At 70.5% G+C, this 22,822-nt stretch carries 21 protein-coding genes and 1 pseudogene; 14 read left to right on the forward strand and 8 right to left on the reverse strand.

Annotated features, from left to right (window positions below; genetic code table 11):
• The first annotated feature begins 87 nt into the window (after positions 1–87).
• Positions 88–1,386 carry an MFS transporter gene (locus tag AC5677_RS00230; RefSeq protein WP_497192931.1) on the forward strand — a complete coding sequence of 433 codons (1,299 nt, stop codon included), beginning with the start codon at positions 88–90 and terminating at the stop codon, positions 1,384–1,386.
• A 36-nt stretch (positions 1,387–1,422) separates the two neighbouring features.
• On the opposite strand, the gene AC5677_RS00235 is transcribed toward AC5677_RS00230, so the two are convergent.
• Complete coding sequence (locus AC5677_RS00235) at positions 1,423–1,887, reverse strand: lamin tail domain-containing protein (RefSeq protein WP_497192932.1); 465 nt, start codon at positions 1,885–1,887, stop codon at positions 1,423–1,425.
• A 468-nt stretch (positions 1,888–2,355) separates the two neighbouring features.
• Positions 2,356–2,562, reverse strand: coding sequence for a hypothetical protein (locus tag AC5677_RS00240; RefSeq protein ID WP_497192933.1), 207 nt, complete (start codon positions 2,560–2,562; stop codon positions 2,356–2,358).
• Between the two features lie 831 nt (positions 2,563–3,393).
• Here AC5677_RS00240 and AC5677_RS00245 point away from each other — a divergent pair.
• Complete coding sequence (locus AC5677_RS00245) at positions 3,394–5,097, forward strand: cholesterol oxidase substrate-binding domain-containing protein (protein WP_497192934.1); 1,704 nt, start codon at positions 3,394–3,396, stop codon at positions 5,095–5,097.
• 161 nt (positions 5,098–5,258) lie between these two features.
• On the opposite strand, the gene AC5677_RS00250 is transcribed toward AC5677_RS00245, so the two are convergent.
• Both AC5677_RS00250 and AC5677_RS00255 read right to left on the reverse strand, forming a co-directional pair.
• Positions 5,259–5,624: a hypothetical protein gene (locus AC5677_RS00250; RefSeq protein ID WP_497192935.1), complete on the reverse strand. Its 366-nt coding sequence runs from the start codon at positions 5,622–5,624 to the stop codon at positions 5,259–5,261.
• 536 nt (positions 5,625–6,160) lie between these two features.
• Positions 6,161–6,570: pseudogene (locus AC5677_RS00255) on the reverse strand (transposase); the annotation flags it as partial.
• Here AC5677_RS00255 and AC5677_RS00260 point away from each other — a divergent pair.
• The 5 genes from AC5677_RS00260 to AC5677_RS00280 all read left to right on the forward strand — a co-directional run bounded on the left by AC5677_RS00260 (position 6,559) and on the right by AC5677_RS00280 (position 9,399).
• On the forward strand, positions 6,559–6,768 hold the full coding sequence (locus AC5677_RS00260; RefSeq protein WP_497192936.1) for a hypothetical protein: 210 nt from the start codon (positions 6,559–6,561) through the stop codon (positions 6,766–6,768). The pseudogene AC5677_RS00255 and the gene AC5677_RS00260 overlap by 12 nt on opposite strands.
• Positions 6,762–7,397: a TniB family NTP-binding protein gene (locus AC5677_RS00265; protein WP_497192937.1), complete on the forward strand. Its 636-nt coding sequence runs from the start codon at positions 6,762–6,764 to the stop codon at positions 7,395–7,397. The genes AC5677_RS00260 and AC5677_RS00265 overlap by 7 nt, the downstream gene beginning before the upstream one ends.
• Before the next feature lie 288 nt (positions 7,398–7,685).
• Complete coding sequence (locus AC5677_RS00270; RefSeq protein WP_497192938.1) at positions 7,686–8,378, forward strand: DedA family protein; 693 nt, start codon at positions 7,686–7,688, stop codon at positions 8,376–8,378.
• Positions 8,375–8,680, forward strand: coding sequence for a hypothetical protein (locus AC5677_RS00275; RefSeq protein ID WP_497192939.1), 306 nt, complete (start codon positions 8,375–8,377; stop codon positions 8,678–8,680). Before AC5677_RS00270 ends, AC5677_RS00275 begins: the two co-directional genes overlap by 4 nt.
• A gap of 134 nt (positions 8,681–8,814) precedes the next feature.
• The gene (locus AC5677_RS00280; protein WP_497192940.1) at positions 8,815–9,399 is read left to right on the forward strand and encodes a phosphatase PAP2 family protein; all 585 of its coding nucleotides are present in this window, start codon (positions 8,815–8,817) and stop codon (positions 9,397–9,399) included.
• A gap of 89 nt (positions 9,400–9,488) precedes the next feature.
• Here AC5677_RS00280 and AC5677_RS00285 read toward each other — a convergent pair whose 3' ends face one another.
• The 4 genes from AC5677_RS00285 to AC5677_RS00300 are packed head-to-tail and all read right to left on the reverse strand — an operon-like array spanning position 9,489 to position 14,378.
• Entirely contained in the window at positions 9,489–10,991 is a 1,503-nt protein-coding gene (locus AC5677_RS00285; RefSeq protein ID WP_497192941.1) for an ABC transporter ATP-binding protein, read from the reverse strand.
• Positions 10,988–11,833, reverse strand: a complete 846-nt coding sequence (locus tag AC5677_RS00290; protein ID WP_497192942.1) for an ABC transporter permease — start codon at positions 11,831–11,833, stop codon at positions 10,988–10,990. Before AC5677_RS00290 ends, AC5677_RS00285 begins: the two co-directional genes overlap by 4 nt.
• Complete coding sequence (locus AC5677_RS00295) at positions 11,830–12,837, reverse strand: ABC transporter permease (protein ID WP_497192943.1); 1,008 nt, start codon at positions 12,835–12,837, stop codon at positions 11,830–11,832. Before AC5677_RS00295 ends, AC5677_RS00290 begins: the two co-directional genes overlap by 4 nt.
• Positions 12,834–14,378, reverse strand: a complete 1,545-nt coding sequence (locus AC5677_RS00300) for an ABC transporter substrate-binding protein (RefSeq protein WP_497192944.1) — start codon at positions 14,376–14,378, stop codon at positions 12,834–12,836. The genes AC5677_RS00295 and AC5677_RS00300 overlap by 4 nt, the downstream gene beginning before the upstream one ends.
• Before the next feature lie 340 nt (positions 14,379–14,718).
• On the opposite strand from AC5677_RS00300, the gene AC5677_RS00305 reads away from it, so the two are divergent.
• From AC5677_RS00305 to AC5677_RS00335, 7 genes are all read left to right on the forward strand, one after another.
• Positions 14,719–15,714, forward strand: a complete 996-nt coding sequence (locus AC5677_RS00305) for a TauD/TfdA family dioxygenase (RefSeq protein ID WP_497192945.1) — start codon at positions 14,719–14,721, stop codon at positions 15,712–15,714.
• A gap of 21 nt (positions 15,715–15,735) precedes the next feature.
• Entirely contained in the window at positions 15,736–16,761 is a 1,026-nt protein-coding gene (locus tag AC5677_RS00310; protein ID WP_497192946.1) for an ornithine cyclodeaminase family protein, read from the forward strand.
• Positions 16,752–18,143 (forward strand): alanine racemase, encoded by a 1,392-nt coding sequence (locus AC5677_RS00315; RefSeq protein ID WP_497192947.1) that lies wholly within the window; start codon positions 16,752–16,754, stop codon positions 18,141–18,143. The genes AC5677_RS00310 and AC5677_RS00315 overlap by 10 nt, the downstream gene beginning before the upstream one ends.
• A gap of 26 nt (positions 18,144–18,169) precedes the next feature.
• Positions 18,170–19,195: a cysteine synthase family protein gene (locus tag AC5677_RS00320; protein ID WP_497192948.1), complete on the forward strand. Its 1,026-nt coding sequence runs from the start codon at positions 18,170–18,172 to the stop codon at positions 19,193–19,195.
• A gap of 8 nt (positions 19,196–19,203) precedes the next feature.
• Positions 19,204–20,622, forward strand: coding sequence for an MATE family efflux transporter (locus AC5677_RS00325; protein ID WP_497192949.1), 1,419 nt, complete (start codon positions 19,204–19,206; stop codon positions 20,620–20,622).
• A 163-nt stretch (positions 20,623–20,785) separates the two neighbouring features.
• Complete coding sequence (locus AC5677_RS00330; protein WP_497192950.1) at positions 20,786–21,469, forward strand: response regulator transcription factor; 684 nt, start codon at positions 20,786–20,788, stop codon at positions 21,467–21,469.
• A gap of 3 nt (positions 21,470–21,472) precedes the next feature.
• A complete protein-coding gene (locus AC5677_RS00335) occupies positions 21,473–22,813 on the forward strand; it encodes a HAMP domain-containing sensor histidine kinase (protein WP_497192951.1) in 1,341 nt (446 codons plus the stop codon).
• Positions 22,814–22,822: the final 9 nt, after the last annotated feature.

Here is a 22,822-nt window from a genome sequence, read left to right on the forward strand (position 1 = left end):
TTTCGGCGGACGATTGATCAATCTAGCTCATCGACCGTTGAGCAAATCGCTGTTGATCACGTCCTGGCGCGCTGTTTGGCTGGCGCCATGGCTTCAGATGCACCGGTCCAGGACACCGGCTCCGATTCGGCTCGCACCACGCCGTGGCAGTGGGTGGCGGTCGCCGTGTTGTCGTTGAGCACGTTCGTGGTTGTGACGTCAGAGATGCTGCCGGTCGGCGTGCTGACCCCCATGGCTGACGGCCTGCGGATCTCCGCGGGGCTCGCGGGGTTCAGCCTGTCGATCACCGGCCTGGTGACCGCCGTCACCGCCCCCCTGGTCCCACGCGTGGTGGGTGCGCTCGACCGGCGCGTGGTGCTGGCGGCGGCGATGCTGGTGCTGACCGCCGGCAACGCGCTGACCACCGCGGCGAGCGGCTTTGGGCTGCTGGTCGTCTCCCGGGTCGTCATCGGGATCGGGATGGGCGCGGTGTGGGGCCTGGCGGCCGCAGTCGCGCCGCGGCTCGTGGCGCCCCGCAACGCCTCACTGGCCGTGTCCCTCGCCATCGGCGGGGTCGCGGCAGCCTCGGTCGTCGGCGTACCCCTGGGCACCCTCGTCGGCAACGCCTTCGGGTGGCGTGCCGCGTTCACCTCACTGTCCGTCGCCGCGGTGCTCCTTGCCGCCGGGCTGCTGCTGGTGCTGCCCCGCCTGCCCCGCCCGGCCGCCCCGGTCGACGCGAGCACCCAGGCGAGTCGCGAGCCGCTGCTGCGCAACGCCTCGTTGGCCGTCGGCCTGGTGCTGATCGTGTTCCTCGTCACTGCGCACTTCGCCGCCTACACCTACGTGCGGCCGGTCCTCGAGGAGCGCACGGGCATGTCGCCCGGCGCCATCGCCCTGCTCCTGCTCCTGCTGGTCTACGGCCTCTTCGGACTGGTCGGTAACTTCGCTGCCGGCGCCCTGGCAGCGCGCCGCGCCCAGGCCACGGTGCTGAGTCTGGCGGCAGGCATCAGCGTGGCGATCGTGCTGCTCGCGCTCTTCGGCACCAACATCGGCGTCGCCGGTGTCGGCATCGCCCTGTGGGGCCTGGCCTACGGCGGGCTGTCGGTGGCCGGCCAGCTGTGGATGACCCAGTCCGCACCTCACCGCATCGAGCACATCACCGGGCTCTACGTGGGTGTCTTCACCGCTGCCATCGCCCTGGGCGCCTTCCTCGGCGGCACCATCGTGGAAGCGGCCGGCATCACGCCGCTGCTGTGGAGCGCCGCCGGGCTCGCGGTCGTGGCACTCGCCGTCGGGGCGTTCGGCCCCGGCCCGACCCGCCGACCCCGCAGCATCGCCGATTCCACCAGCACGCCAGAACCACGCGACGAGGCTGCCACCGAGCAGACCGTCGGGACGCACGGGTGAACCAGCCCTGACAGCGCGCCTCCCGGCGACGGCCCATCAGTTGGACTGATGGGCCCTTTCGGCGTGTTGGAGAGGTTGTGGGCAGGGTGGTGGCCCGGCGCGCAGCCGGCACTCGCCACGAGACGCCATCGCGCCACCCTGTAAGACGTCCCGGCGGTTGTCGTGGCCGATGCCGGTGTGGACGCGGACCTGGGAGTGGCCGCGACGGCGGAAGTTGCCGAAGCGGTAGGTGTGTCCGGCGCGGTCGGCCAGGGTCCAGCCGCGGAGGTTGACCGTCCGGTGGCCGGTGTTCTTCACCGTGACGTACTCGGCGTTCAGGCTCCGGTGGGAGCGGTCGTCCCGTCCGGGGCTGCCGTACTGGATCGCACCGAGTACTACCGCCGAGCGGTGGGACGGAACGCCGTGTCCGTGGCCAGCGGCCGTGGCCGGAAGGACCGCAGTGGCGGTGAGAGCGGCCGCGCCGAGGAGCGCGGAGGTGATGCGTGAAGCGGTAAGGAGCATGAGAACCCCCTCCACGGTGGTCACCGGCGATCAGTGCGAGGCTGACCGGCGAGGGAAGAGCCGTCGTGTCTCCTGAATCGGCGAGATCCAGGTAGGCACGTTGCGCTCCGCGAAGATCGCCCGTCTTGGCCCGGAGCTGCGCCAGAACAGAGGCGAACCGCTCGGCCTCCTCCAGACGGGATGCCCCAACACGTCGCCGTGAGCGATTCCTGGACCCCGTGACGCCGGCGGCTTGGCATCGGCTGAGGCGGTAACTTCCGGCAGGTCATGCGTGTGGCCCCCGGAGTGTCGCTCGCTAGCCCGGTCAACAACTCTGTGGCGACCGCCTGCACATCCGATGGCGATGCGACGGGGGCTGGCGGGCGTCTTGAGGACACGCGGCAGATGGGCGTGAAGGTGCTCGACTCCGACCTCGCGGCCGCGGTCGCGGAGTGCTCAGGCAAGGAGTTCGATGAGGCCGCACACCCTTTACCGGACCAGTGGAGTGCCTGCCGCGGTGACCAAGGTGAGGGCCGCGGCTGCGGTGTCGGTCAGGGTGGTGCACACCGGGACGCAGTGGCGGTGGGCCACGTAGATCAGGTACCTGTTGCGCTCCGGATGGGGGCAGTCGGGCGGGCAGCCGAGGACCGCCCGACCGCTGCTGACGTCCAGACCGAACTCCACGTTCGTGGTCATGCCCGGCAGGGTGCGACGGTCGCGGGGAATCTAGAACAGAATCGCGCTCGCTGCCGCCCGTGCGGCGGTCTCCCGGTCGACCTGGGTCTCGTAGCGGTCGGGCGCGCTCGCCGTTCCGGGACTCGGGGCTCAGGACAGTCAACGACTGCTCACCGGTCCACTGCTCGGCCAGGAGCCGTGCGGCCTCGGGCCGCCAGGACGGGACCGGCGCGCTCTTATCGGGGGTGGGCCCGGCGAGGAAGACGGACGGACCAGCCGGGATGGGTTCGCGGGCCACCGGCACCCGCACCACGAGCGGCGGCTGCTCCCGTGCTCGTGGTGCGACGAGCGCGCGGCAGCCGCACGATTGCCGCCTCTACGGCCAGATCGCCTCACGACTACGGCCAGATCGGCTCACGACGGCCGCCCTGCGGAGCGGGTCGGGGATGGCGCGGGCCGTCCGTTCAGCTTGGCGTATCTCGGTCCTGAGGCGACGTCCGGCTATGACATCCCCCTGCGGCGCAGGCAATCGGAGTGTTCTGATGACACCGCGCCACCCAGCCACTGACACGACGCCGAGTGACGTCTGGTGACATCCCGTGACGCCCTGTGATGTCAAGTGGCCTCGAGTGACGCCGAATGGTGGAGATCCGGCCAGAGCAGGCTTGTGCAGCCCACTCACTCTTCGGCTCTCCGACCCGCACCCGCCCGTCACGGCACGGGCATTGCGACTGATGGCCCGTCACCCTACGCTTCCGGCAACCCCACCGCACCGGGGCGCTCGTTCGGCCCTACTCCTACGACCCGTGCGCGGTGCAGCGGGGCGGCGCGCCGCGTGCCGGAAGGACAGCCATGTCCGAGGACAGCGCTCGAAGAACCTCCCTCACCCGCCGCACGCTCCTGACCGCGACCGCCGCTGCGGGGCTCGCCGCGGCAGCCGGCCTACGGCCTTCCCACCGCATCCCCGCGGGCAGCGCCGCGGCCACCCTGACCCCACCGCCCGGCTTTCCCGTCGGCATCCCCCTCGCCCAACAGGCCTTTCGCAACTGGTCGTTGGAGATCGTCGTCGACAACGTCTGGACGGCTTCGCCCCGTACCCCCGACGACGCGGTGACCCTCGCAAACTGGGCCCACGAGCACGGCTACCGCATCCGGGCCCGGGGCAAGGGCCACACCTGGTCGCCGCTGGTGGTACCCGCCGGCGCCGACACCTCCCGCACGGTCATCGTCGACACCACGTCCCACCTCACCGCGGTCAGTGTGCGCGCCGGCAGCCCCGGAAGCGTCACCGCCCAGGCCGGAGCCACCCTCGACACCATCCTCGCCCGCCTGGAAGAGTCGGGGCTCGGCCTCGCCACCACCACTGCGCCCGGCGACCTCACCATCGGCGGGGTGCTCGCCATCGGCGGCCACGGCACCGGACTGCCCACCACCACCGAACACCCGCCCGCGGGCTCCGGCTTCGGCACCCTGAGCTCTCTGGTCACCTCTCTCACGGCCGTGGTGTGGAGCGCGGCGGAAGGCCGCTACGTGCTCAGGACCTTCACCCGCTCCGACCCCGACATCCGCGCCTTCCTCGTCCACCTGGGCCGCGCCTTCATCACCGAAGTGACCATGACGGCCGCCACCAACACCCGCCTGCGCTGCCAGAACTGGTACGACGTCAACGTGGCCACCGTCTTCGGACCCCCCGGCACGGGCGGCCGGACGATCAGTTCCTGTCTGGCGGGCACCGGACGCGTCGAGGCGATCTGGTTCCCGTTCACCGATGTGCCGTGGCTGAAGGTGTGGAGTGTGGCTCCGACCAAGCCCCTGCTGGCCAAACAGATCGACGCGCCCTACCCCTACACCTTCGCCAACCGTGTCACCGAGGACATGTCGGCGTTGCTCGGAGAGATCGCCGCGGGCGGGGGCGACAAGACACCTGCCTTCACCAAGCTCGCCATGTCCATCGTCGGATCCGGGCTGATCGTCACCGGCACCTGGGACGTCTGGGGCTGGTCGAAGAACAGTCTGCTGTACGTCGAACCCACGACACTGCGGATCGTCGAAGCCGGCTGGGCGGTACTGACCTCCCGGGCCAATGTGCAGCGAGTGGTGAGCGACTTCTACGGTCACTACCGGAGCGTGCTGGAAGCTCACCAGAGCCGCGGCTCGTACCCCGTCAACGGCCCGATCGAGCTGCGCATCACCGGCGTCGACCCCCTCGACGGTCCCCTCCTCTCGTCGGCCCGCGCCCGTCCCGACCGCCCTGAGTGGGACACCGTGGTGTGGCTCGACTTCGCCACCTATCCCGGCACTCCCGGCGCGGGTCCCTTCTTCCGCGAGATGGAGCAATGGATCTGGCAGACCTACAGCGGTTCGTACGCGACCGTGCGCCCCGAGTGGTCGAAGGGCTGGGCCTACACGGACAGCGGGCCGTGGACGGACCCTTCCACGCTGGGCACCACCGTGCCGGCCTCGTTCACCGACTGGCGCACCGCCCGGGACACACTGAACTCCTACGATCCGGCTCGGGTGTTCTCCAACTCCTTCCTCGACACTCTGCTGCCCTGAGACACGGCCGCCACACGACGCGTGCACGCATGTGAGCGACTCCCACGTCCGGGCCTGGGCCGTTCCGAGCTCTGGCCCGGCTCATCCGAACACCACCGCACGGCCGCACCGTTCCCGCAACGGGCACCCCGTCGCGCGAACGGTGCGTCGGAATTCGCAGGTCACTCCTTCACGCCCGGCGGGCGGACCATGGTGTCGGCCCGCTCGCGGAGGGTCGTGGGCATCGGGATGCCGGCCTCCCGGAAGATGCTCTCGGTCCGGGCCTGCTGAGCTTCGGCATCCGACCGGCACTCGGCGCGCTCTTGTTCTGTGTCTGCATACTCGAGGTCTTCGGGCTCCAGCCATTGCAGGGGTGCATCGAAGTTGTTCCCGACGCCGGCGAAGACGCCGGTGACATCGCCGCCGAACAGGACTCGGACGACGCCCTCGAGGGGCCGTGAAGGCGGTTCATAGCGGCTGAGGACATCATCATGACGAGGAAGAGGCTCTGGTTGCGGGGCAGGATGTGAAGCCATCCGCTGGGCCACCAGTCGTTGTGCATGCCGAGGTGCTTGTCTGCGCGCTGCTCGGTCATGTCGGTCTCCGGTGAGGAAGGACCGGGCTGGCAGGTGGCGGTCGGGGAGGGCGGTCGGACGTCAGCCGGTCGCTTACAAGGGCCTCTTCTGCGGGGTGGTCTTCGGTGCTAACGCCGATGCACATCAGACGGCCGTCTGAGCATATCCGGACACATGGCGCTGGGCTGGGTCGCGGGCGCCAGGGGTTCTCGTCGGTGCCCTGCGTCGGGGACGGTGCGGTTGTGCCCTGCTGTCTACCAGCGGACGGTGAGTCTGCGGGGTGCTGGTCCGGACCGGTCTTTGGCCACGAGGACGTCTACCTCGGCGGGGTGCGTCCGGTCAGCGAGTGCGAGGGTGTCGGCGTGGTACTCCAGATCACCGCCGATGCCTCGTAGTGCTTTGTTAGGTGGTGTCGTAGGGCTGCCATGGGGTGGGTTGGTGGCAGGTGGGGCAGGTGCCGGTCCAGGTGGCCAGCAGGTGTTGGAGGAGGTCCAGGGCCTGGTAGAGGGTCAGGCCCTGGCAGGGACTTTTAGGCTCCTCCGCTGTTCGGTCAGGAACAGGTGGGCGGCGGTGACAAGGGTGACGTGCCGGTGCCAGCCGTCAAACGACCGGCCCTCGAAGTGATCGAGCCCCAGTGCAGTCTTCAGCTCGCGGTAGTCGTGCTCGATCCGCCACCGGGACTTCGCCAGCCGCACCAGGTCCTTGGCGGGGATGTCGGCCGGCAGGTTCGAGATCCAGTACTTGACCGATTCGTCCGCACCCTCGGGCCATTGGGCGATCAGCCAGACCAGAGGGATCGTGCCGTCCGCGGAGGTTGGGGCCGCCGGCCCGCGAGGCGGACGCGCAGGAGCACGAAGTGTGAGCTCATCGCGGCCTTGGAGCCCTTGCGCAAGGTCAGGGTCCGGCCATGATGGCGGCCCGCGGTCAGCACGTGGTCGCGCTCCCCGCAGCCCGACATTCAGAACACGACACCGGCCACCACGTCGGCGCCCCGGCGCAGTGGGGCGAAGACAACAGCATCGACGACTTCGACGACCTGCCCGACGACGACGCCCGCCGCGCCACAGTCACCGGATTCGGGCTCTACGACGCCTACGAGGAAGCCGACAAGTGGTGAACACTCCACACCTCAGGACGCCGAACCCGAGCAGCGCACCACTCGGCGCGGGCGACAGCGGTGCGGCTGAGCTGTCCTGGCCGCTGACCACCTGGCAGGGCTGGCAGCGCTTCGCCACCACCGACCCCGTCACACCGCCCCAGCCCGACGACCCGCCCCGCAGCCTCGAAGAACGCCTCGCCTACCACTCCAGCTTCGTCACCATCCACACCCCCGCCATCAGCACCCTCGCCACCCAGCTCCGCACCCTGATGATCCTCGGACGCCACCAACAGGCCACCGCACGGCCCTCCCTGATCGTCACCGGACCCGCCGCAGCCGGGAAAACGACCGCACTCCTCCACGTCGGCCGCGCCTGCCACCTCGCCCACCGCCGAAAGAACCCAGTCCCGCCCGGATCAGCCCACAGCGCGGTACCCGTCGTCTATGTCCTCGTCCCGCCCGGAGCGACCGCGAAAACCCTCATCACCGAGTTCGCCCGCTACCTCGGCATCCCCGTCACCGCCCGCATGACCCAGACCCAGATCACCGGCGCCGTCTGCCACACCTACACCACCGCAGGAGTCCACGCAGTCCGCGCACCAGCACGTCCCGCAGGGCGTGGTTGTCCTCGACGACCAGGATGGTGAGACGCAACAGATTCACCTCACGGCCGGGTGCCCGTGCCACCCAAGCGACTACAAGCAAGTAGACGGTCTACTGCACTGTAGACGACAAGGGTGGGATGCCGTACCGATGCACATCGCACTTGTCGTGACCGCGCTCGCTTCCAGTTCGCCGGGCGACCGGCGGCCGCCGCGCTCCTCGGTCACGGAGAGGACTGTCCCGTGACAGTGTCTACAGTTGTGTCGACCGACTACATTGCTGTAGACAGTGCGGGCGGTCCGCCGTCCCGTGCCCTCTGGAAGGAGCCTGGCGTGCCCTGGTACCCACAATTCAGCGCCTTGGCCGCACACGGCCAGCTCGCGGTCAACGCCCTGGACGCCGGGTCGCTGCTGACCGCCTTCGGCGCGCTGGGCGTGGCCGTCGTCCTCTTCGCCGAGACAGGTCTGCTGGTCGGCTTCTTCCTGCCCGGCGACTCCCTGCTCTTCACTGCGGGCCTGCTGTGCGTGCCCGGCGGAACAGGGGTGCACCTGTCTCTTTGGCAGGTACTCCTCGCGGCGGCCGGCGGGGCGCTGGCCGGAGCCCAGGCGGGATATTGGATCGGCCGTCGGGGCGGCCGGATGATTCTCGCCCGCAGCCGGTCCCGGCACCTGCATGAGGGAGCCGCACGCGCCGAGGCGTTGCTGGCGCGGTATGGGCACGCGAAGGCCATCGTCCTGGCGCGCTTCGTGCCCGTCGTCCGCACCGTCCTCAATCCCCTGGCCGGCGCGCTTGATGTCCCCGCGTGGGTCTTCATCCGCTGGCAGGCCATCGGCGGACTGGTGTGGACCGTGGGCCTGGTGCTCGCCGGGTACGCCCTCGGGTCCTCCATCCCCAACGTCGACCGCTACTTGCTGCCGCTGGTCGCCCTCATCGTCCTCCTCTCCCTTCTCCCCCTTGCGCGAGAAGTCCTGCGGAGCCGCCGCGCCCGCCGGGACCGGAGCATCATCGAAGGAGAGGTAGGTTGACTCGCCTGCTCGCTTCCCCCGGCCCGGGCTTCTATGACAGCGGTCTCCACACCGGCGTGACACGCCTTGCTCACCACACACCCGCCGCAATGGATTCGGCGATCTCCGTGTGGCCCGAGTACGGCCTCGGGCTGTTTGCCGTCCTCATGATCCTCGCGTGCTGGCGAGCCCGCACGGCCGGACGGCGGCAACTGCCCGTGCCGGCCGCGGTGGTGCCGTCCTTCCTGGCCGGCGACGTCGTCAAGCGGGCCGCCGCCCGATACCCGTTGGGTTGCACTCCCCAACGGGTGCCGATGCGATGAGTGCGCCGGACACCGCCGGTCATGTGCGCGGGGACCGACATGCCCACCGGCCCTTGCTTGGTCGGCTGAGGGTGGCGGTGGTCTGTGCCGCGCTGTGCGCCGTGCTCGTGATCACCGTGATCACCGTGCTTACGGTGGACGGGAAGAGGCCGCTGCCCGGTGATCGGGCGCTGCACGCCTGGGCGCTGGCTCACCGGCCGGACGCGGTTGTGGCGGCGGCCCGGGCGTGGACCGACTCCGGCACCGGCGTCTGGCCCTATCTCTTGGCCGCGCTCGCGGGAATCCTCGCCGGGCGCAGCGCACGAGGACGGACGGTCAGCGCGGTCGCGGCCCTCGCCGTACTCCTGCTCGGTCAGGGCCTGCGCCAGGCCCTGATGCTGGTAGTGGCCCGGCCGCGGCCACCGCATGCCGACTGGACAACGCACGCTTCGGGCTTCTCGATGCCTTCCGGGCACAGCACCACCTCCGCCCTTGTCGCGGGGCTCGCGTGCTGGGCCGCCGCCCACGGCACCCGACGACTCCTGTGCCGGTGCATCTCGGGGCTGGCTCTGCTGTGGGCAACCGGTGTCGGACTCACCCGGGTCTACCTGGGTGTTCACTGGCCGAGCGATGTCGTCGTCGGCTGGCTGCTGGCCGCTGCCTACCTGGCTGCACTGGTTGCCTTCGCCGGAGGCCGGCTGCCCGTTCGCAGGCCCCTGCGGACTCGTGGCCCGGGCTGAGCGGCGCAGCCCCGGCCGACGATGCCCAGGGCATTGCGGCAGCACGCAACCGGCGGCGTGCCTGACGTCGGTGCACGCGACTGCGCTCCTTACCCGGACTGTACGCCGATCTGTTCACGGTCTCTGGAGCCGGATATGCGGCCTTGGTCCAGTACCTGCACGCTGTCGGTGTAGGTGGTGATGAGGTCGAGCTCGTGGCTGACGAGCACGAGGGTGAGTTGGCGTTCCGTGCGGAGGTGGGTGAGGAGTTCCAGGATCGCGCCGGCTGTTGACGGGTCGAGTGCCGAGGTGACCTCGTCGCAGAGCAGGAGGTCGGGTTCGGCGGCCAGGGCGCGGGCGATGGAGGCGCGTTGGCGCTGGCCGCCGGAGAGTTCGCGGGGGTAGCGGTCGGCGAAGTCGGTGGGGAGGCCGACGTCGTCGAGGAGTTCGCGTACTCGGGCCGGCATGTGGGGCTTGCCGACGGTCCGGTGGAGTTGGAGCGGACGGGCGAGAGAGGCGCCGATGGTGCGGGTGGGGTTGAGGGCGCCGAGCGGATTCTGCGGGATGAGCTGGATGCTCTTTTGCTGCTCGCGGCTGCGCTTGCGGGCGTGCGGGGGGAGCGGCTGCCCGTGCCAGGACAGGGAGCCGGCGTCGGGCTTCTGGAGTCCGGCCAGGGTGCGCAGGAGGGTGGTCTTGCCTGATCCGGACGGGCCGGTGATGCCGGTGGCGCTGCCGACCGGTGCGTGGAAGTGCACGGAGTCCAGGGCCTGGTGCGTGTGGCCGCGGTGGGTGAAGGCGACCCGCAGGGCCGTGGCGCGCAGTCCGTCGCGGGGAGTGACAGCGGTGTCGGGGGCGGGGCGGGGCTTGTGGAGGGCGGCAGCCGGGGCCGTTGCGGCGGGCGGGCCGAGGGTGGTGACGGTGTCGGCGCAGGCGTCGACCACGTGGGGGTCGTGGCAGGCGAGGATGACGGTGATGCCGCGGTCGGCGGCGAGGTGGCGCAGCAGGTCGACGATCTCGTCGCGCAGGGCGGTATCGAGTCCTGCGGTGGGTTCGTCGAGCAGGAGGATCTCCGGTTTCCGGGCCAGGGCGCGGGCCAGCGCGAGTCGGCGTTGTTGCCCTCCGGACAGTGCGCCGGGGCGGTGGTGCGCGAGCGCGTCGGGGAGACGGCATTCGCTCAACAGCGCCGTGACCGCGTCGGGTGCGGCGTCGGTGCTGACTTCCGTGATCAATTGCGCGGCGGTCATACGGGGGTTGAGGGCGGAGCCGGGGTCCTGCCCGACGTAGGCGACGCGGTGGCGGCGCAGCAGGCGAAGGGCGTCAGGGGTGAGTGCGAAGACGTCCTGTCCGAGGGTCCGAACGGTGCCCGAGGTGACTTCGGCGCCTGATGGGAGGTCTCCGATGAGGGCCCGCAGCAGGGTGGTCTTGCCCGAGCCCGAGGGGCCGGTCAGGGCTGCGATCTTGCCCGCTTGCAGGCTCAGGCCGGTGGCGTTCAAGAGGGTTGCGCCGTTGGCCAGGCGGATTTCGAGGTCGGTGACCGCGACGGGTGACGTCGTGTCGGACGAGTCCACGTGCATGTCCTGGGGTGTGTGCGCGGGGCGGCCGGTGGTGGTCATCGCAGGGCGGCCCTCCGGGCGGTGGCGGGTGCCAGCGCGTTGGCGGCGAGGTTGACGCTGATGGCGAGCAGGCCGATCGCGAGACCCGGGGCGACGACGGCCCAGGGGTTGAGGAGGATGCCGGGACCGTTCTCGCGGATCATCAGTGCCCAGTCGGCTTCGGGGGGTTGGGGGCCGAGCTGGAGGAATCCGGCCATCGAGATGACGTAGACGGCGTCGACGAAGCGGAGGCCGAACAGGGCCAGGATCGTGGCGCGGAGGTTGGGCAGGATCTCGCGCAGGGCCAGGTGCGCGGTGCGCTCACCGCCGGCGAGGGCCGCCTCGATGAACCCTGCGGTGGTGAGCGGGGCGGCCGCACTGGCCACGATGCGCACCGCGTAGGGAGTACCCAGGACGATGGCGGCGACAGTGATGGCCAGTCGGCCGCCGCCGGGCCAGGCCAGGGCCAGGAGCATGATGCCCAAGACCGGCGGCAGCAGGATGGAGGTGTCCGCGATGCGCTCGACGAGACGCCCGAGCCGCGGGCTGAGGACGGCGAAGCATCCGAGCAGTGTGGCCAACAGCGTGACGGCGACCGCCACGGTCAGGGCGCTGCCGATCAGGGCGCTGCCGCCGTGCAGGAGCCGGCTGAGGACATCTCGTCCGAGCTGGTCGCCCCCCAATACGGCGTCCGTGCCCGCTTCGCCGTAGGGAGCGGTGAGGGGTTTGTCGACGGGGTGTGCGGCCAGCAACGGCCCCAGGATCGCTACGAGTACGAGCAGGGCGGCCGGGAGGACGGGCAGGAAGTTCCGTGGCCAGGGGCGGCGTGTGGCCCGCTGGTCGAGAACCGCGGTAGCGGTCATGTGCGGGCTCCCAGGGTGCGGGCGCGGACGAGATCGGCGAGGAGGAGGACGGCGGTGATGAGGGCGGCTGCGCAGGCGACGACGGCGGCGATGACGGGGGTGTCCCGGTCGGCCACCGCTCCGGCCAGCACCGTTCCGATTCCTGGGTAGTTGAAGAGGGTTTCCACCACAACGGTTCCGCCGAGCAGCATGCCGGTGGAGGTGGCGACGCCGGTGGCGATGGCAGGCCAGGCTCCCGGGAGTGCGTGACGCAGCAGCACTCGGCGGACGGACAGACCGTCCAGGTGAGCGGCCTCGACGTGGGGTGTCGCCGCCTGATCGGCGAGGGCGGCGCGGACGATGCGGGTGTTCCAGCCGGTCTGCGGGATGGTCAGGGCGAGGACCGGCATGATCAGCATGGTCCAGGTTGCCGGGGCACCGTCGGAGCCGGTGACGGTGGCGGCGGGCAGCCAGCCGGTCCACAGGGACAGCACGAGCAACAGTCCGATGGAGACCACGAATTCGGGAAGCGCGAAGGCCGCGGTGGAGGTCAGATCGACCACCCGGTCGACGATGCCCTTGGGGCGGGCGGCCGCCCAGATGCCGAGGACCAGTGCCGCGATGACGGTCAGGACGAAGGCGGTGGTGCCCAGCACGATGGTGTTGGGCAGGGGGGCGGCCAGGAGGTCACTGACGCGTTCACCACGGGCGGAGGTGCCGAGATCCCCGGTGGGCAGGGCGGTGATCCAGTCCCAGAAGCGTTCCCACACCGGCCGGTCCAGGCCGAGCAGATGCCGTCGGGCGGCCACGCCGGCGGCGCCCTCGCCGCGTTCGGAGGTGGCCGAGGCGGCGTCGCCGGGCAGCAGCTCGATCGCCGCGAATACCACCGCGAGCAGGATGACCAGCATCAGAAGACGTTTGGCCAGCACCGCGCCGATGCGCAGGGCTAGGGTGCCCGCCTGGCGCGCGGCCGAGGCCGCCACGGGCTGGGCGGCGGCCTCGGTTGGCGAAGTGGTGTCGGTCACTGGGCCAGCCAGACGCTTTCGAGCTGGACGCGGCCGTAGCCGGGGAGCTTGGGCAGACCGTGGACCTTGGGCGCGGCCAGGTCGATGCCGTCGGCCATGCCCCACAGCAGGTAGCCCGACTTGTCGTACTCGATCTGCTGGAGGTCGCGCAGGGCGGCGGTGCGGGCCTTGGGCTCAGCGGTGGCGAGGACCTTGTGGTAGGCGGCGTCGAAGTCCTTGTCGGACCAGTCCGCCTCGTTCTGGCCGGCTCCGGTGGTCATGGTCTTGGAGGCGAAGAAGACCACGGAATCGTTGGTGCCCCAGTAGTTGGTGTAGAAGTCGCCCTTGAGCCAGGTCTTCTGGTAAAAGGTGCCGGATTCCTGCTTGACGACCTCGATCTTGATGCCGGCCTCGCGGGCCTGGGAGGCGAACAGCGTCGCGGACTCGGCGAGTCCGGCGATGTCCTCGGTGGTGACCAGCTCGTAGCTCTTGGAGAAGTCGAACTTCGCTTCCTTGAGCAGCTTCTTGGCCTTGGCGAGGTCGCGGTGGCGCTGCGGGATGCTCCTGGCGTAGTCGGGGTCGCCGGTGCCCAGGATGTCGTTGGCGACGGTGCCGTAGCCGGACAGGACCTGCTTGACCATCGCCTCGCGGTCCACGACGAGCTTCATCGCCTCGCGGACCTTGGGGTCGGCGAACGGGCCGTCGGAGGTACGCATCACGATCGGCATGGCCATGTCGTTGGGGCGCCGGATGACCTTGATGTCCTTCCGGGCATCGGCGGTCCGGGCGGCGACGGCGCCGGCGTTGGAGGCCACGTCGATCTGGCCGGACATCATGGCGTTCGCCATCGCCTGGGGGCTTTCGAACATGGTCACCTCGATGGCGTCGAGGTAGACCGTCCCGCCGTGCCAGTGCTCGTTGCGCAGCAGGCGGGCGTTGCCGCCGCGGTACCAGTCGAGCTTGAAGGGGCCGGTGCCCGGTGCCTTGGCGATCTCCTTGTCGGGGGTGTCCTTCTTCATGATGAACGTCGACAGGCGGGTGAGCATGGGGAGTTCGGCGTTGGCGAAGTCGGAGACGAGGACGACGGTGTCCTTGCCCTCTGCGGTGATGTTGTCCGCCTTGATGCCGGGCAGCCGGGCTGCGCCGGCGGGGGTGTTGCGCAGGCGGCGCAGCGACCAGACCACGTCGTCGGCGGTGACCGGGGTGCCGTCGTGGAAGGTGGCGCCCTTGGCGATGGTGAAGCGCCAGGTCTTGAGGTCCTTCGGGGGCTTGAACGAGGTGGCCAGGCGGCCGACGGTGTTGTCCTTGAGGCCCGGTGCCGTGAGCGTGTCGTAAACGAGGGCGATGATGAGGTAGTCGCTCTCGTTGCCCTGGTTGCCGTGCGGATCGCGGGTGATGGCGGAGGAGCGGCCGAGCGCGCCGATGCGGAGCGTGCCGCCCTTTCTCGGCTTGCCGCCGGAGCCTGGAGAGGCCGAACCGTTGCCGCCCCCGCAGGCGGCCAGCAGCGCGGCCGCGCCTATGCCGCCGCCGGCCCACAGCACCTGTCGCCTGTTGAAGTTCACGTTGCCTCGCTCTGCTCAGTTCCCATTGCTTAGGTTTGCCTACCCTAACTACGGCCGTTTCCGCAAGGGCGCGCGACGCCGGGCGCATCGATTGAGGAACGCCAACCAGCCCTTTGTGGACGAGAGTTCCATGAAACGGGACAGAGCGCCGGAAGAAGAAGTTAGGTTTGCCTTACCTAAGAGTCGTGGGTACCTTCGTCACCGTCCGCAGGGCGTCGGCGCGGGGCAAAACCCCCATGCCGCTCCTTTTGTGTCGACTCGTTCAGCGTGCCGCGTCGTGGATGCGTGGCATCGCTGCCCCGCACCTCACCCGCCTTCAACGGAAACGGATGACTTCGCCATGAGCACGGGAGCCGCACCCGTCCGTCAGCTCGACGCCACCAGCGTTGGGGAACTGCGTCAGGCGGCCGAGAAGATCCTCGCCGAATTCGGTACCTCTGCCACCTCGCCCGAACTCCTGGCCCGCGTCGCCGAAGTCGCCGGCGACCTCAGCGAGCCGATCCGCCACGAGCTGCGCCCTGTCGACACCGACCACGGGCTGTTCGTTCTGCGCGGGTTGGAGGTCGATGACAGCGAGATAGGCGCCACGCCCTCCAGCTGGGCCGCCGCCTGCGACAGTGGCGCCGTCCACGACATCGTGATGCTGCTGCTCGCTACGCTCATGGGCAATCCCATTGCCTGGGAGGGCCAGCAGGACGGGCGTTTCGTGCACAACATCGTCCCCGCCCCCGGCCACGAGACGGAGCAGACCGGCGCCTCCAGCAGCGTGCTGCTCAGCCCGCACACCGAGGACGCCTTCCACCCCGGCCGCGCCCACCTGCTGATGCTGTGCTGCATGCGCAACCACGACAACATCGCCACCACCGCCGCCAGCATTCGCCACGTCCAGCTCTCCGAGGCGGACATCGCGCTGCTGACCCGGCCACGGCTGCCGATCCTCCCCGACGACGCCTACGCCGAGGCACAGAGCTTTGAGGGCGGTGAGCCGGCCCGCGTCCCGACCCTCTTCCACGCCAAGGACGGGCTGACCCTCCGCTTCGACCCCGCCTACACCCCGCTCGATGATGCCTCGCCCGCCCACCGGGCCGCCTACCGGCGGCTGGAGGCGGAACTCGCCCGCGTCTCGGGCGCGGTGAGCCTGCGCCCCGGTGAGGTGCTGGTCGTCGACAACGACCTCGTCGTCCACGGTCGTGTTCCCTTCCGGGCCCGCTACGACGGCACCGACCGCTGGCTCAAGCGTGCCTCCGTCCGTGCCCCCGGGCGCCGCACACGCCCCCTGGCCGAAGCCTACGAGCATGGCTACGGTCAGGCCGCCATCGAAGCCCACGCCGCCTGACCACCCGCCCCGAGGACAGAGATGACCGAGACCATCGCGGCCAACGAAGCCCACTCCATACCCGCCGACGACAAGACCCTGCGCGCGCTCTCCACCAGCGACCTCGCCGGGATCGACATATCCCCGGCCGATGTCGTCGCCACCGTGGAGGGCGCCTACCGCACTCTCCATGCCGGAGAGTCGGACAACCCCCGCAAGCTGACCGTCAAGCCCGAGGACGGGCACTCGGTCTCCTACGCCATGCTCGGCCGGGACGGCTCCCGCAACGTCGTGGCGATCAAGACCTCGTACAAGCACGGCCTCGACAAGGGCCGCGACGAGCAGCACTACTACACCGCGCTCACCCTCTACGACGACGTCACCGGCCTGCCCGTTGCCATGATGGACTGCGGCCGCATCGGCGCCCTGCGCACCCCGGCCGTCTCCGCCCTCCTCGCCCGCGAATGCGCCCGGCCCGGCGCCCGCAGCGCCCTGGTCATCGGCACCGGCACCCAAGGCCGCCTGGCCCTGCCCTTCCTGCTCACGACGCTGCCGGACCTGGACCGGCTGATGCTGTTCGGCACCCACTCCGAGGGCATCGCCGCGGTACGCGAAGAGCTGCGCGCCCACTTCCCCGAGCGGGACGTGGAGATCGTCACCGATCTGCGGGCGGCCGCGTCGGATGCCGACATCATCGTCGCCACCGCCGGCGGCCACACTCCGGCGGCTGTCGAGGCCGGCTGGCTCAAGCCCGGTGCGCTCTCGATCCTCGTGGGCCACGGGCTGGCGCCCTCCACTCTCCACCGTGCCGACCGGGTCGTGGCGACCAGCGAGGCACAGATGAAGGTGACGGGCACCGACATGGCCGACGAGGACGGCAACTTCCCGGCCGTCGACACCGAGTTCCCGCCGGTCATCGCGGGCATCACCGCCGGCCGCCGGTCCGCGAAGGAACGCATCTTTGCCTACAACAGCGGACTCGTCGTCACCGACATCGCCCTGGGCCACCGCTTCGCCCAACTCGCCCTCGACCAGGGCCTGGGAGTGCAGGTGCCGCTGTGGCAGTGACCGAAGTCCCGACCACGACGATGCCGACCCTCCCCGCCCACCCGGACCCGGACACCGACCGGATCCTGGACAGCGGCGTGCTGCACGAGCTGTCCTACGCCTTCGGCGGCCCCTTCCACTTCCTGCTGCCGCACCGCTTCGACACCAACCTCGCCGCCTTCCGCACCGCCCTGAGCGACGCGGGTGTGGAGGGGCGGGTGTACTACGCGAAGAAGGCCAACAAGGCAGCCGTGTGGATGGAACGCTGCGCCGCCCACCAGGCCGGCGTCGACGTGGCCGGTGTGGGCGAACTGCGCGAAGCCCTCGGACACGGGGTGCGCGGCGAGAACATCGTCGTCACCGGCCCGGCCAAGAACGACGAACTGCTGCGCCTCGCCCTGCTGCAGGGCTGCCTGGTCGCCGTCGACGCGCTCGATGAACTCGACCTGCTCATCACGCTCGCCCTGACCGGCGCGATCCGCCCGGCCCGCCTGCTGCTGCGCCGGCTGCCACCCACACAGCCCCACAGCCGGTTCGGCATGAACGACGCCGAGCTGGAGACCGCACTGGACCGGTGCATACGCGCCGGAGACGCGGTCCGGATGGAGGGCTTCAGCTTCCACCTCTCCGGCTACGCCACCCAGCCCCGCGCCGACCTCGCCGGCGAGCTCATCGACCTGTGTCTCAAGGCCCGCGTCATGGGCCTGCAGGCCGACCGGATCAGCATCGGCGGCGGCTTCGCCGTCGACTACAGCGCGGCCGACGACTGGCACACCTTCCTCGCCGAGCAGAAGCCCGAGCACTACCACGCGAAGAAGGCGTTCCGGACGGGGGACTTCTACCCGTATCACTCGCCGGTCGCCGGAGCCGACGCACTGCGTACCATCCTGGCCGGCGTCCCCGAAGGCGGACAGGACACGCTCGCAGCAAGGCTCAAGGACACCGGCACGCTGCTGATGATGGAGCCCGGCCGCGCCCTCCTGTCGGGAGCCGGCTCGACCGTCTTCTGCATCCAGGGCGTCAAGGAACGTGACGGGTACCGCATCGTCACGGTCGACGGGACCAGCCTGAGCCTGTCCGAGCAGTGGTTCAACAGCGAATACCTCCCCGACCCCCACTTGGTGACGCCTTCCGGGCGCATCCACGGCGCAGTCGCCGGTGACGTACACCCGGCCTGTGTGGGCGGTGCGTCCTGCCTGGAGTCGGACATGGTCACCTGGCGCAAGGTCCCCTTCGGGGCCCGTCCCCGCGTCGGTGACCTCCTGGTCTACCCGAACACGGCCGGATATCAGATGGACTCCAACGAGTCGCCCTTCCACGACCTGCCGTTGCCCCCCAAGGTCGTCATGGACCGCCTGGGCGAACGCCCGCGCTGGCGCCTCGACCGCCGCCCCGCATGCTGACCTTCAACTCGCCCAGGAGCCTGCCCATGAACGAGGCCCTCGCGCGCCCCGCCGTGGTCTCCCGCATATCCGACCTCATCGGATACACCCCACTGCTGGAGCTCTGCCGCACCGAGACCGGCAGCCGCCTCCTGCTCAAACTGGAGATGTACAACCCCACCGGCTCCGCCAAGATCCGGATGGCCCGCGCCATGGTCGACGCCGCTGAGCAGGACGGCACACTGCGTCCCGGCGGCCGCATCATCGAATCCACCTCCGGCAACACCGGTCTGGGCCTGGCGGTCATCGCGGCCGAGCGCGGCTACACCTTCACCGCCGTCGTCGACAACCACGCCGCCGCCGACAAACTGCGCGGCATGAAAGCCCTGGGAACCGACCTCGTCCACGTCGTCGACGACGGCACCGAGGAGCTGGCCACCGCCGCCCGCGAAGAGCTCGCCGAGGACATGGCCCGCGGCCAGGACAACACCATCTTCACCGAGCAGCACAACAACCCCGCCAACGGCGTCGGATACTTCCCCGTCGCCCACGAACTCCACCAGGCCCTCGACGGCGACATCGACGTCGTGATCGGCGCGGTGGGCACCGGCGGCATGCTCTGCGGCACCACTCGCGAACTGCGCAAACTGCACGCCGACTTCACCACCATCGGCGTCGAGCCCAAGGGGTCCATCGCCTTCGGCGGCCCGGCCCACGACTACTACCAGTCCGGTACGGGCACTCCCGAGGGTGCCGAGATCGGCGCGCTCGTCGACTTCGACCTGATCGACGAAGGCGTCAAGGTCGGCGACGTGGAAGCCTTCGCCACGGCTCGCGCGGTGGCCCGCACCGGGCTGCTGATCGGCGGCTCGGCCGGTGGCGTCGTCCACGAAGCCCTGACCCGCCTGTCGTCCCTCCCGCCGGCCAGCACTATGGTCGCCCTGGTCAACGACGGCGGCGAGAAGTACATGGACACCGTCTTCAACGACGACTGGATGAACGCCCGGAACCTCATCGATCCCGCCATCGAGCGTGAGATCGAGGAGAAGATCACCAAACTCCGCAGGATTTGATAGCCGCCATGCAGCTGACCACCCTCCTCCGCGACAGTCGCGCCCTGGCCACCCTCGCCGTTCCCCTTGTCCTCACCCAGCTCGCGCAGGTGGCACTGACCACCACCGACACCGTGATGATGGGCATGCTCGGCACAGCCGATCTCGCGGCGGGCGGGCTGGCCATCGTCCTATTCAACCAATTGCGCACGATGGGTGTCGGACTGGTCACCTCCGTCGGCAACCAGATAGCCGGCGCCGCCGCGCGCGCCGAAGCGGCCCGCGAGAACAACGCGCCGGAGAGTGCCGAGCAGGACGGTGACCAGGAGGTGCGCAAGATCGTTCGCGCCGGCCTGGCCGTGGCCACCCTCGCCGGTATCGCCGGGGCCGTGCTGATGCTCCTCATCGGTCAGGCTCTGGCCTTCCTGGGGCAGGAGGCCGACGTCGTCGACAGCGCGCAGACCATGCTGCTGGCCCTTGCTCCCGGTCTGCTGCCGTGCCTGTGGTTCCAGGCGATCCGCCAGTTCACCGTCGGCATGCGCCGCCCCCAGGCCCTGCTGCAGATCACCATCGCATCGGTCGCGGTCAACGCCGGTATCAACTGGGTGCTCATCCACGGCACCTGGGGCCTGCCGAAGATGGGACTTCCCGGCGTCGGTGTGGCCACCTCCGTGGTGTACCTGCTGACCTTCCTGGCTCTGTATGCGTTCACCCGCCGTGACGACGTCCTCGCGCCGCTGCTCAGCCTCAACATCGCCAAGGCCGACCGGGCCACCGTTCGCCGCTTGGTGGGGCTGGGCATCCCCATCGCGGCGACCTACGGCTCGGAGGCCGGTTTCTTCTCCGTCACCGCCCTGATGGCAGGCTCCTTCGGCAGCGCCGCACTGGCCGCGCACACCGCCGTCAACCAACTCGTCTACATCGTCTTCCAGGTCGCCGTCGGCCTCTCCCACGCGGCCTCGATCAACGTCAGCCGAGAAATCGCGCTGGACCGCCCCAAGGCGGCCCTGCGCATCAAGAACACCGCCCTGGCCTGCGCCGGAGTCGTCATGGCCGTGGTGGCCGTGATCTACGTCGCCGCCCCGAAGCTGGTGCTGGCCCCCTTCTTCGAAGGCGGTGCCGGGGACAGCGAGGCCGTCTCCATCGCCACCCATCTGCTGCTGGTGACCATGGTCCTGCAGTTCTTCGACTGCGCACAGAACATAGGTGTCGGTCTGCTGCGCGGACTGGACGACACCAAGAGCGGTTTCCGCATCACCCTGATCGGCTACTGGCTCATCGGACTGCCGGCCGCCTGGCTCTTCGCCTACGCAGTCCGGCTCGACACCCTCGGCATCTGGCTCGGCCTGCTCAGCGGCCTCGCGGCCACCGCCATCCTCCTGCTGCGCCGCTACAACGCCGCCCTGCGCGCCCGGTTCGCCGCTGCGGAGCCCGTAACGGCAGCCTGAACCTCATCCTTGCGGCTGGGCACCGACGGCATGACGCCGCGGTGCCCAGCTTCCTTTCCCAGTCCGCAGGAGGCGCGGCCCCGGGCCGTCACGGGCTGGGCCAAGGGGCGGATGCGCACCGCACCGGGTCGTATCGGGCGGTCACCGCCGCTAGCGTGAGGACGTGGCACGGATCGTGGTTGTCGAGGACGACGAGGCCATCGGAGGCAGGCTGGCGGCGATGCTTCGCGGGCAGGGGCACGACTGCGACTGGTGCTCCGGCGGCGCGGCGGCGCTGGAGCGTGCCGGGCGGGCGCCGGCCGAGCTGGTGCTGCTGGACCTCGGGCTGCCTGATGTGGACGGGTTCGAGCTGTGCCGGGGACTGCGGGAGATGCTGCCCGGCGCGGTGCTCGTCGTCCTGACGGCGCGCACCGGGGAGATGGATGTGATCGAGGCGCTGGAGTCGGGCGCCGACGACTATCTGACCAAGCCGTTCCGGCTCGCCGAGTTGCAGGCACGGATCGCTGCCCACCTGCGGCGGACCGCGCCGGGACGGGACGGCGGGCCCGGCCGCATCCAGCACGGCAGCCTGCTCATCGACCGCACGGCCCGGCGCTGCCTGACCCCGGCGGGCGAGGTGGAGTTGCGGCCCAAGGAGTTCGACCTGCTGGTGCGTCTGGCCGCCTCGGTCGGCAGCGCGGTGAGCCGGGAGGACCTGATGAGCGAGGTGTGGGATGCGAACTGGTTCGGCTCCACCAAGACGCTCGACGTCCACGTCGCGGTGCTGCGCCGCAAGCTCGGTGACCGGGTACGGATCACGACCCTGCGGCACTTCGGCTACCGGCTCGAACCGCCCGGGCAGGGCTGACCCGTGCGCCGCCGGATCCTGCGGGCGGTCGTCGCCGCGGTGGTGTGCGCGGTGGTGCTGTTCTCCGTACCGCTGGCGGTGGCGACACTACGGCTGTATCAGCAGGACGAGGTGCGTGAACTGGAGCAGCTCGCCGACCGGGTGGCAGTGACCGTTCCGGCGGACGTGCACCACCCGCGCGACCCCATGGAGCTGCCACGCGTCGAGCCGCGTATGCGCGTGGGCGTGTACGACGACCAGGCGCGACGGGTGGTCGGGGCGGGGCCGGCGGCAGGGGACGGCCCGGTCCACGAAGCGCTGGCAGGCCGGGCCTCGTCCTACCGGCGGGACGGCCGACTGGTGGCGACGGTTCCGGTGGGATCGGGCGAGCGGGTCCGGGCCGTGGTGCGGGCCAGCGCGCCGGCCGATGGGCCGTGGCGTCGGGCGGCGCTGACCTGGGCCGGCATGCTGGCGCCGGCCGCCGTCGCGGTCGGTGTGGCGGCGGTTGTGGGCGTCCGGTCCAGCCGGCGGCTGGCGCACCCGATGGAGGCGCTGGCGGCCACCGCCGGCCGGCTGGAGGGCGGCGACCTGTCGGCCCGGGCCGCTGCGTCGGGGGTGCCGGAGGCCGATGCGGTCGCAACCGCCCTCAACCGGGCCGCCGCCCGGATCGAGGAGTTGCTGCGCCGGGAGCGGGCGTTCAGCGCGGACGCCTCGCACCAGCTGCGCACCGCCCTGACCCGGGTGCGGCTGGAGCTGGAGAGCGGGCTGGAGGAGGGCGGCCCGGCGCGGCGGAAGCCGTCCACCGATGCGGTGGCAGATCAGCGCGCCGCCCTGCGGGCCGCCCTGTCCTCACTTACCGCCATGGAGACGACGGTCGATGACCTGCTTGCGCTGGCCCGAGACGTGCCGGAGCGGGCGCCGCTGAACATCCAGGCGCTGCTCGCGGATGCCGAGCGGCGCTGGCACGGCGAACTGGCGGCTGCGGGCCGACCGCTGCGGGTCACCGCGGAGGCACCGCTGCCCGACGCCGTCGGCTCGGCACGTGCCGGGCGGCAGGTGCTGGACGTGCTGCTCGCCAACGCCCTCGTCCACGGCGGCGGCACGGTGACCGTCACCGCGCGCGACGCGGCGGGGACACTGGCCGTGGATGTGGCGGATGAAGGGCCCGGCCTGCCCGAGGGCATGGACGTCTTCGCTCGGCGACACCACGGCAGCGGCGATGCCAGTGGCGGGCACGGCATCGGTCTGGCGCTCGCCCGCTCCCTGGTGGAGGCCGAGGGCGGGCGGCTGCGCGTCTCCAGGAGGGCACCGCACCCCCGTTTCACCTGGCTGGTCGCGGGTGGAACGAAGACGCCGGAGCCCTGACCGCCAGGA

This window comes from Streptomyces sp. JLSY215, from assembly GCF_059682825.1.

Excerpts from the sequence above, each read along its gene's own strand:
- AC5677_RS00230 (WP_497192931.1), top strand. The coding sequence starts at position 88 with ATGGCTTCAGATGCACCGGTCCAGGACACCGGCTCCGATTCGGCTCGC.
- AC5677_RS00235 (WP_497192932.1), bottom strand. The coding sequence starts at position 1,887 with ATGCTCCTTACCGCTTCACGCATCACCTCCGCGCTCCTCGGCGCGGCC.
- AC5677_RS00240 (WP_497192933.1), bottom strand. The coding sequence starts at position 2,562 with ATGACCACGAACGTGGAGTTCGGTCTGGACGTCAGCAGCGGTCGGGCG.
- AC5677_RS00245 (WP_497192934.1), top strand. The coding sequence starts at position 3,394 with ATGTCCGAGGACAGCGCTCGAAGAACCTCCCTCACCCGCCGCACGCTC.
- AC5677_RS00260 (WP_497192936.1), top strand. The coding sequence starts at position 6,559 with ATGATGGCGGCCCGCGGTCAGCACGTGGTCGCGCTCCCCGCAGCCCGA.
- AC5677_RS00285 (WP_497192941.1), bottom strand. The coding sequence starts at position 10,991 with ATGACCACCACCGGCCGCCCCGCGCACACACCCCAGGACATGCACGTG.
- AC5677_RS00290 (WP_497192942.1), bottom strand. The coding sequence starts at position 11,833 with ATGACCGCTACCGCGGTTCTCGACCAGCGGGCCACACGCCGCCCCTGG.
- AC5677_RS00305 (WP_497192945.1), top strand. The coding sequence starts at position 14,719 with ATGAGCACGGGAGCCGCACCCGTCCGTCAGCTCGACGCCACCAGCGTT.
- AC5677_RS00310 (WP_497192946.1), top strand. The coding sequence starts at position 15,736 with ATGACCGAGACCATCGCGGCCAACGAAGCCCACTCCATACCCGCCGAC.
- AC5677_RS00320 (WP_497192948.1), top strand. The coding sequence starts at position 18,170 with ATGAACGAGGCCCTCGCGCGCCCCGCCGTGGTCTCCCGCATATCCGAC.
- AC5677_RS00325 (WP_497192949.1), top strand. The coding sequence starts at position 19,204 with ATGCAGCTGACCACCCTCCTCCGCGACAGTCGCGCCCTGGCCACCCTC.